We start from the raw sequence: 802 nt of genomic DNA on the forward strand, positions 1-802 counted from the left end.
GTAGGTGCCGTTGGCATTCAGCACCAAAGTGCCGTAGGTGCCGGCGAAGGTCCCGGGGGTGATGGGGCCGGCGTTTTCCCCGACCGCTACCCGGTCGGCGCCTTGCACGTCGTTGCTCAGCACGTTGCCGTTGAGGGTCAGCAAGGTTTCCGAAGCGGTACTGATGTTGCTGTCGTCCACGCCACTGGGCAGGTCGTCGACGATGTTGACGTCGAGGCTGCCGGTGGCGGTGGTGCCGTTGTCGTCGACCACGGTCACGGCGAACTGCTCAGGCAGGGTGTTGGCGCCGTTGCCGGTTGGATGCGCTTCGTTGTCGTTCAGGGTGTAGCTGTAGCTGATCACCCCGGTCGCTGCGTTGAACCCGGTGATGGTCAGGGTGCTGCCCAACGGGGTGGTGATCGACTGCGGGAAGCCGGCAGCCACGCCACCGCTGACCACGGCGATGCCACCGACGCTCAGGCTCGTGACGCCGTCCAGCGCGCTGACGGTGAAGGTGCCGTTCTGCGTCAGCGCCGTACCATCCGGTGCACTGCCGTCGCTGAGGTTTTTTTCGTAAACCGTCAGCTCACCGCCATACACGTCGAGGCCGTTGAGGACCACCGGATCGTCGTTGTTGTGGATCTGCAGCACCAGGTTCGCCGTGCTGCTGTCGCCGTCCGCATCGGTGAGGGTATAGGTGAAGGTTTCGGTGCCGTCGCCACCGCCGTGCAGGGCTTTGAAGTCGGCATCGCTGGTGTTGAGGGTGTAGGTGTAACTGCCGTTGGCATTCAGCACCAGGGTGCCGTAGGTGCCGGCGAAGGTG

At 64.3% G+C, this 802-nt stretch carries 1 protein-coding gene; it reads right to left on the bottom strand.

All coding sequences use genetic code 11. From position 1 onward, the window contains the following. A partial coding sequence (locus ACM6IK_RS22720; protein ID WP_414876092.1) for a VCBS domain-containing protein occupies positions 1-802 on the bottom strand: 802 nt, incomplete at both ends.

This window comes from Pseudomonas sp. IT-196MI5, from assembly GCF_949767415.1.
Lineage (GTDB): Bacteria > Pseudomonadota > Gammaproteobacteria > Pseudomonadales > Pseudomonadaceae > Aquipseudomonas.